Origin of the sequence: Kocuria sp. HSID17590, from assembly GCF_003989485.1 — a bacterium.
Classification (GTDB): Bacteria; Actinomycetota; Actinomycetes; order Actinomycetales; family Micrococcaceae; genus Kocuria; species Kocuria salsicia.
This window is the reverse complement of record NZ_RBMB01000054.1, coordinates 1-8,110: the sequence shown is the minus strand read 5'-3', so window position 1 is coordinate 8,110 and position 8,110 is coordinate 1. Positions and strand designations below refer to the sequence as shown.

The 8,110-nt window shown below is 71.7% G+C and carries 5 protein-coding genes and 1 pseudogene; all 6 read left to right on the top strand.

Features of this window, described 5'->3' with window-relative positions; all coding sequences use genetic code 11:
- Positions 1 to 246 (top strand): annotated as a pseudogene (locus D8M39_RS13065) (1-phosphofructokinase); the annotation flags it as partial.
- A gap of 46 nt (positions 247 to 292) precedes the next feature.
- Complete coding sequence (locus D8M39_RS12060) at positions 293 to 2,566, top strand: fructose-specific PTS transporter subunit EIIC (protein ID WP_126875092.1); 2,274 nt, start codon at positions 293 to 295, stop codon at positions 2,564 to 2,566.
- Positions 2,567 to 2,571: 5 nt separating this feature from the next.
- A complete protein-coding gene (ptsP, locus tag D8M39_RS12055) occupies positions 2,572 to 4,305 on the top strand; it encodes a phosphoenolpyruvate--protein phosphotransferase (RefSeq protein WP_238694081.1) in 1,734 nt (577 codons plus the stop codon).
- A gap of 88 nt (positions 4,306 to 4,393) precedes the next feature.
- Positions 4,394 to 4,675 (top strand): HPr family phosphocarrier protein, encoded by a 282-nt coding sequence (locus D8M39_RS12050; RefSeq protein ID WP_055085040.1) that lies wholly within the window; start codon positions 4,394 to 4,396, stop codon positions 4,673 to 4,675.
- 76 nt (positions 4,676 to 4,751) lie between these two features.
- A complete protein-coding gene (locus D8M39_RS12045; RefSeq protein WP_055085042.1) occupies positions 4,752 to 6,674 on the top strand; it encodes an FMN-binding glutamate synthase family protein in 1,923 nt (640 codons plus the stop codon).
- Positions 6,675 to 6,764: 90 nt separating this feature from the next.
- Positions 6,765 to 7,847: a peptidoglycan bridge formation glycyltransferase FemA/FemB family protein gene (locus tag D8M39_RS12040; protein WP_055085044.1), complete on the top strand. Its 1,083-nt coding sequence runs from the start codon at positions 6,765 to 6,767 to the stop codon at positions 7,845 to 7,847.
- The last annotated feature ends 263 nt before the right edge of the window (positions 7,848 to 8,110 follow it).

Sequence of the window (8,110 nt, the reverse complement as noted above, 5' to 3'; positions counted from 1 at the left end):
GTGCGCGTCACGGGGCTCGGCCCGCCGGCAGCCTCCCGCACCCCGCAGGGCACGGCCGACGACGCCGCACGGTCCCTCCCCGTTCTGCCTCACCCCGCCGCGCCCCGGCTCTCCGACCCCCAGGAAACCTCCGCGCCCGTGGGGACTGCCAAGCCCGCGGGGACCGCCCCGGGTGCGCCCGGCCCCGCCGACGGCGCCCCGGACCACCCCGGTTCCGACCGGGGCCCCGCGGCACCCCGTTCCTGACCCATCCGCTGCGCGCCGTACCGGCCCGTACCCGAGGAGCACCGACATGTCAGATCTCATCACACCGGACCTGGTCCTGCTGGACCGGGACCTGGGCGGGTCCACGGACAGCGTGATCCGTGAGCTCGCCGCGACCGTCCACCGGCAGGGCCGCGCGCGTGACGCGGACTCGCTCGCCGCGGACGCCCTGGCCCGCGAGGCCAAGAACGCCACGGGCATCCCGGGCGGCATCGGCATCCCGCACTGCCGGTCCGAGGCCGTCACGCGGGCCACGCTGGTCATGGCGCGGCTCGCACCCCCGGTGGACTTCGGCGCCAAGGACGGCCCGGCGGACGTCGTGTTCTTCATCGCGGCCCCCGCGGGCGCGGACCAGGAGCACCTCAAGCTGCTGTCCAAGCTCGCCCGCTCGCTCATGAAGAAGCCGTTCGTCGCGTCCCTGCGCGCGGCCGCCACCCCGGAGGAGGTCGTGGGCATCGTCGACGGCGCACTGGGTCTGGGACCCGTCCCGGACGACGCCTCTCGACCCGCTGCCGGGGGCGCGGACCCGGCCGCCGGTGGCACCACCACCGGCGCGTCGGGTTCCTCCGCCGCGACCGCGCCGGGAACGGCATCGTCCGGCACCGTGGCCTCCGGCACCGCGTCGTCGGCGCCCCTCGCCGGGGATCCGCAGTCCCCGTCCACCGGTGCGCCCGGCGCCGACCCGGGCACGGCCGCGAGCGCGGGTGCCGTGGGAGGTGCCGCGGCGGCGTCGTTCGTGGCCAACGGCTCCCCCGAGGACCGGACCGCAGGGACGGGCGGTGAGCAGCGCGGGCCGCGTCGGCTCGTGGCCGTCACCGCGTGCCCCACGGGGATCGCGCACACCTACATGGCCGCGGACGCCCTCGCGAACACGGCGCAGGAGATGGGGGTGGAGCTGCAGGTCGAGACCCAGGGCTCCTCGGGCGCCACGCGCCTGGACCCGCAGGTGATCGCGCAGGCCGAGGCCGTCATCTTCGCCACGGACGTGGACGTGCGCGAGCGCACCCGCTTCGCCGGGCTGCCCTACATCGCCTCCGCCGTGAAGCGGGGCATCGACGAGCCCCGGGAGATGATCGAGGAGGCGCTCGCCGCCGCTGAGGACCCCCGGGCCCCCAGGGTCACCGGGGACGGCACGGACACCGCCGACGCCCTGACCGGCAGCGAGGGCTGGGGCTCCCGCATCCGCAAGGCCGTGATGACGGGCGTGAGCTACATGATCCCGTTCGTGGCCGCGGGCGGTCTGCTCATGGCCATCGCGTTCATGATCGCGGACCCCGTGCTGGTGGCCCAGCAGGCGGACGACATCCTGGGGACCGCGACGCTGGGCAATCTCGGCGACGTGTCGCTGGGCATGTACCTCGGCGCCGTGCTGTTCAAGATCGGCAACCTGGCGATTAATCTGCTGGTCCCCGCGCTCGCGGGCTACATCGCCTACGGGCTCGCGGACCGTCCGGGCATCGCTCCGGGCTTCGCCGCCGGTCTCGTGGCGAACTTCATGGGCGCGGGCTTCATCGGCGGCATCGTGGGCGGTCTGCTCGCGGGCCTGTGCGCGTACTGGCTGACCCTGCCCAAGCTCCCGCGCTGGCTCGGCTCGCTGATGCCCGTGGTGATCATCCCGCTGCTGGCCTCGCTGTTCGCGGGCGGACTGCTGTTCCTGGTGATCGGCGGGCCCATCGCGATGTTCATGACCTGGCTGACCTCCGTGCTCGCCGGGATGAGCGGCGCGTCCGCCGTGACGCTGGGTGCCGTCCTGGGCCTGATGATGTGCTCCGACCTGGGCGGTCCCATCAACAAGGTGGCGTACTCCTTCGCGGTGGCCGGTCTCGGTGCCGCGACCGCGACCAACACCGCCCCGCAGGAGATCATGGCCACCGTGATCGCCTCGGGCATGGTTCCTCCGCTGGGCCTGGCCCTGGCCTCGACCGTGCTGGGCCGCAGGTACTTCACGGCGGCAGAGCGCGAGAACGGCAAGACGTCGTGGCTGCTCGGCGCGTCCTTCATCTCCGAGGGTGCGATCCCGTTCGCCGCGGCGGACCCGCTGCGCGTGATCCCGGCATCCATGCTCGGCGGTGTGGTCACCGGTGCCATGACCATGGCGTTCGGAGTCACCTCGGCAGCCCCGCACGGCGGCATCTGGATCCTGCCCGTGATCGACGGCCGCCTCGCGTTCGTGGCGTCCATCCTGGTGGGCACCGTGATCACCGGCGTGGTGGTGACCGTCCTCAAGCGTTTCGGTCACGTGGAGAAGAGCGTGGGTGAGGTCCCGGGCGTCCCGCAGACCAAGCAGACAGTGGAGGTGTGAGAACCATGAGCGAGCAGGACATGATGAACGAGCAGCCGCGGCGGGACACGCTGCACGGCGTGGGCGTCAGCCCGGGACGCGTCATTGCGCCCCTGGTGCACATGGCGCCCGCCGTGAGCGAGCCGCCGGAGGACGAGGCGCTGGAGGGGGACGCGGAGACCGCGACTGACCGTCTCAAGGCCGCAGCGCTCGCCGTGAAGGCGGGGCTGAAGGAGCGCGCCGCGCGGGCCCGTTCCGAGTCCGCCGCGGAGGTGCTCAAGGCCACTGCGCTGATGGCAGGGGACAAGGCGCTCGTGAAGAACGCGAGCAAGCTCGTCACGGAGCAGCGGCTGAGCCCGGAGCGCGCGCTGTGGCAGGCCGCGACCGCGTACGCGGACCAGATGCGCGCCATGGGCGGCTACATGGCTGAGCGTGCCGCGGACATCGAGGACGTGCGGGCGCGCATCGTCGCCGAGCTGCGCGGTGAGGATGCCCCGGGGGTGCCGCAACGCCGTGAGCCGTTCGTGCTCACCGCCGAGGACCTCGCACCCGCGGACACCGCGGTGCTGGACCCGGACGTCGTCGTCGCGCTCGTCACCGCTTCCGGCGGCCCGCAGTCGCACACCGCCATCCTGGCCCGCAACCTGGGACTGCCGGCCGTGGTGGCGGTCGAGGGTGTGCTCGACGTCGCCGGGGAAGCGCCCGTCTTCGTGGACGGTGCCGCAGGGACCGTTGTCGTGGCCCCCGGGGAGACCGAGCAGGAGGCCGTGCGGGCGTGGCAGCGCGCGTCCGAGCAGCTGGCGTCCTTCGCCGGGCGCGGCGCGCTCTCGGACGGCACGGTGGTCCCGCTGCTCGCCAACGTGGGCACGGGCGACGACGCCCGGGCCGCCGCGGAGGCCGGTGCGGAGGGCGTGGGCCTGCTGCGCACCGAGTTCTGCTTCCTGGGCCGGGACAGCGAGCCCACCGTGGAGGAGCAGGCGGATGCGTACACCGAGGTCTTCGAGGCGTTCCCTGGGCGCAAGGTGGTCGTGCGCACGCTCGACGCAGGCGCGGACAAGCCCCTGCCGTTCCTCACGGACGCCACCGAGCCCAACCCCGCGCTGGGCGTGCGCGGCTACCGCACGGACTGGACCACCCCGGGCGTGCTGGAGCGCCAGCTCGAGGCGATCGCCGTCGCCAAGCAGCGCAGCACCGCGGACGTGTGGGTCATGGCTCCCATGATCGCGACCGTGGGGGAGGCAGCCCGCTTCCACGACCTCGTGGTCGCGGCGGGTCTGAAGGTCAGCGGCGTCATGGTGGAGACTCCCGCCGCCGCGATCACCGCGGAACAGATCCTGGAGCGCGTGGACTTCGTGTCGCTGGGGACCAACGACCTCACGCAGTACACGATGGCCGCGGACCGCATGCTCGGCTCCCTGGCCGATCTGAACTCCCCGTGGCAGCCTGCCGTGCTGCGGATGATCCAGGCCACCGCGCGAGGGGCTGCACAGGCCTCCGAGCGCGGCGGGGAGCACAAGAACGTGGGCGTGTGCGGCGAGGCTGCCGCAGACCCGGCGCTGGCCGTGGTCCTCGTGGGACTGGGGGTGGACACGCTGTCCATGAGCCCGCGGTCCCTTGCCGCGGTCTCCGCCGTCCTCGCCCGCGTGGACGCCGCTGAGGCCCGGCGGCTCGCGGAGCTTGCGCTGCACGCGACGAGTGCCCAGGAGGCGAAGGAGGCGGTGCGGGCCGAGCTGCCCGTGCTCGCGGACCTGGGACTGTGAACCCGCGCGGCGGCCCTCGCCCACAGCCGGGCAGCGCCGCCGCGCCACCCCGACCACCGAAGAACACCGAAGAACAAGGAGTACGACAATGACCGAACGCACCGCCACCGTGGCCTCCCGAGTGGGCCTGCACGCGCGCCCCGCCGCGATCTTCGCCGAGGCCGCAGGCGAGTACGAGAACCTCGAGATCACTATCCGCGCCGAGGGCGAGGACGCCGAAGAAGGCATGGACGCCGCGTCCGTGCTGTCCCTGATGTCCCTGGGCGCGTCCCACGGGGACAAGGTGGTGCTCGCCGCCGAGGGCGACGGCGCCGAGGCGGCCCTCGAGCACCTCGCCGGAATCATCGAGACGGACCTCGACGCCGAGTGAGCCGTCCCGCGGTGCGGACGCCGGGTCTCCTTCACGGAGGGCCCGGTGTCCGCCGTCTGCGGGTAGCCTGACCAGCATGGTTCGTTCTCTGATTCTGGTCGGTCTGGCAGCCGCCACCCTCGTCACGGTCCTCGCGGCCGTCCTCGGTCCCTGGGGGTGGTGGATCCCCGCCGTCGTGTGCCTCGCTCTGCTGCTCGTGGGGGTCCGCGACGCCACGCAGCGCCGGCACTCGATCCTGCGCAACTTCCCCGTGCTGGGGCACATGCGGTTCTTCCTCGAGAAGATCCGTCCCGAGATCCAGCAGTACTTCATCGAGCGCAACTACGACGGCAAGCCGTTCGACCGGGACCAGCGCTCCCTCGTCTACTCCCGCGCCAAGGGCTTCAAGGGGGACAAGGCGTTCGGCACGGAGCTTGACGTCAACGCCCCGGGCTACGAGTACTTCGTGCAGTCCATCGCCCCCAAACCCGCGCCGGAGGACGAGCACCGCGTGCGACTGGGCGGGCCGGACTGCCGCCAGCCCTACGATGCCTCCCTGCTCAACATCTCCTCCATGAGCTTCGGCTCCCTGTCCAAGAACGCGGTGCTCGCCATGAACAAGGGCGCCGCGAAGGGCGGGTTCGCGCAGGAGACGGGCGAGGGCGGGCTGACCGGGTACCACCTGGCGCACGACGCCGACATCTTCTGGGAGTTCGGCTCCGGGTACTTCGGCACGCGGGACGCAGACGGCAACTTCGACCCGGAGATCTTCCGCCGCAAGGCCACCCTGCCGCAGGTCAAGGCCATCAACATCAAGCTCTCCCAGGGCGCCAAGCCGGGGCTGGGCGGTGTGCTGCCCGGGGCCAAGGTGACCGAGGAGATCGCCGAGGCGCGCGGGGTGCCCGTGGGACAGACGTGCATCTCCCCGGCGAGCCACTCGGCGTTCACCACCCCGCGGGAGCTCATCCGTTTCATCGCCCGGCTGCGGGAGCTCTCGGACGGCAAGCCGATCGGCTTCAAGCTGTGCGTGGGCTCGCGCGTGGAGGTGCTGGCCATGTGCAAGGCCATGATCGAGGAGGGCGTGACCCCGGACTTCATCGTCGTGGACGGCTCCGAGGGCGGGACCGGTGCGGCGCCGCTGGAGTACCAGGACCACGTGGGCACCCCGCTCGTTGAGGGGCTCATCCTGATGCACAACGCGCTCGTGGGCTCGGGGCTGCGCGAGCGCATCAAGCTCGGCTGCGCGGGGAAGATCACCTCAGGGCACGACATCGTGCGCCACATCATCCAGGGCGCGGACTTCTGCATGAGTGCCCGCGCCATGATGATGGCCGTGGGCTGCATCCAAGCGCAGGCGTGCCACACCAACAAGTGCCCGGTGGGCGTCACCACGCAGAACCCGCAGCTCTACAAGGCGCTGGACGTCGAGGACAAGGGTGACCGCGTGGAGCGCTACCACCGCCTCACGGTGCAGGAGGCGGGGCAGATCATCTCCACCATGGGCTGCGAGCACCCGGAGGAGCTCACCCGCGAGATGCTGCGCCGCAAGGTCACCGCAACCCAGAGCATCTCCTACGAGTCGCTCTACCGCTGGCTGCAGCCGGGCGAGCTCTTCGACGGCGTGGAGGGTGGCTGGGGCGAGGACTGGCGCTACGCGGACCCGGACCGCTTCACCGCGGGTCACCCCGGCAAGTACGTGTTCAACGACCGCAGCCCCCTGGTTCCCGGTGGCGTGATCCCCGCGGTGGACCATGCTCCCGAGCGGGTCACGGCGGGTGGCGCGGCGGTCGGTGCCGAAAGCCACCACGACGACGCCGCGAGCACAGGCACACGGGCGGCGACACCGGCGTCGGGCGCGGGACAGGGCGACGAGGACACCACGACCGGCACGAGCAGACGCCCGGAGGGCCAGCCCGGCACCGAGGCTGGTGCGCAGCACACCACGCGGGACCCGTCGCCGGACGCGGAGCACGTGGACCCGGCGGAGGACTCCCGCACCCGGGACCCGGGGCTCGCCTGAGTCCGGGGGATACCATGTGAGGCGGCGGCGCCCCAACGGTGCCCGCCCGACAACGTCAGAGCACGTCCGCGGTACAGGAGTGAGAGACCCTTGCGAGAATTCACGGCACGTTTTGCGACCGGCCAGGAAGTAGCCGAGTGGGACTCCCACGTCACCGCCAACCCCTCGGGCGGCAACCTGCTCCAGTCCGAGGCGTTCGCCGAGGTCAAGAAGGACCACGGCTGGAAGCCGGTGCACGTGGTGTACGAACCCACGGACGGCTCGCAGCCCAGCTACAACCTGGTGCTGGAGAAGTCCGTTCCTGTGCTCGGCAAGCTCTGGTACATGATCAAGGGCCCGGACGTGGCGAGCGTGGACGACATCCCCGGCATCGTCGCGGCCAACGAGCGCTTCGTGGCCGGTGCTGCCCACGGCGTGTTCGCCATCAAGTACGAGCCCGAGATCCTCGCCTCGGACTACGCCGCCGGGGTCTTGGCGCGCAGCGGACTCGTGAAGTCCTTCGAGATCCAGCCCAACGACTCCACCGCCGTGCTCGACACGGACATGGACGAGAAGGCCCTGCTGAAGTCCCTGCACTCGCGCGGGCGCAACGCCGTGCGCCGCGCCACCCGTGAGGGCTGCGAGGTGGAGCAGGTGCCGCTGTCCGAGGAGAACATGCGGGCCATGTACGCCCTCATGGACTCCGTGGGCCAGGGCAACGCCAAGGTGAACCTGCGCTCCTATGACTACTACAGGGCGTTCTGGACCGGCTTCGAGCGCCGCGGCCAGGGCCGGCTCTACTTCACGTTCGAGGACGGCAGGCCCTCCGTGGGCGCGTACGTGATCGCCTACGGGAACAAGGGCACGTACAAGGACGGCGGCTCCAAGCCCCGCCGGAAGCAGTACGGCGACTCCCACCTGGTGCAGTGGAGCGCCATCACGGACCTGAAGCGGGACCACGGGATCGTGCAGTACGACTTCTGCGGCACTCCGCCCTCGGACCAGCTCAAGAACAAGGAGCACCACTACTACGGGCTCGGGCTGTTCAAGACGAGCTTCACGAAGACTGTCGTGGACTACGTAGGAGTTTGGGACCAGCCGCTCAGCCGGGCGAAATACGCTGTGTGGACCAGCGTGGCGGAGAAGGTCCAGCGCCAGCTCTGGGTGCGCCGCACCGGTCAGCCGTTCTACTGAGCCGGCCACCCACCTGAGCGGACATCCCGCCACCACGGCGCGCTCGCGGCTCACCCGCGGGCGCGCCACCACATGACAGACGAGTAGGACCTGCGGCGGCAGGGGAGGTTCATCCGACGTGAGCGTGACCGATCAGCTGACGCGTCTGGCGCACCAGGGGTACCCGTCCTCGGGCGAGTCCGGGGACTCCGGGGGCCCCGACGGCGAGCCGTTCGGTCCCAGCGGGGACACCGCGCTGCACACGGCGGTGCGGCGCACGGCGA

Coding starts and splice junctions, on each gene's coding strand:
- D8M39_RS12060 (WP_126875092.1), top strand. CDS start 293: ATGTCAGATCTCATCACACCGGACCTGGTCCTGCTGGACCGGGACCTG.
- D8M39_RS12050 (WP_055085040.1), top strand. CDS start 4,394: ATGACCGAACGCACCGCCACCGTGGCCTCCCGAGTGGGCCTGCACGCG.
- D8M39_RS12045 (WP_055085042.1), top strand. CDS start 4,752: ATGGTTCGTTCTCTGATTCTGGTCGGTCTGGCAGCCGCCACCCTCGTC.
- ptsP (WP_238694081.1), top strand. CDS start 2,572: ATGAGCGAGCAGGACATGATGAACGAGCAGCCGCGGCGGGACACGCTG.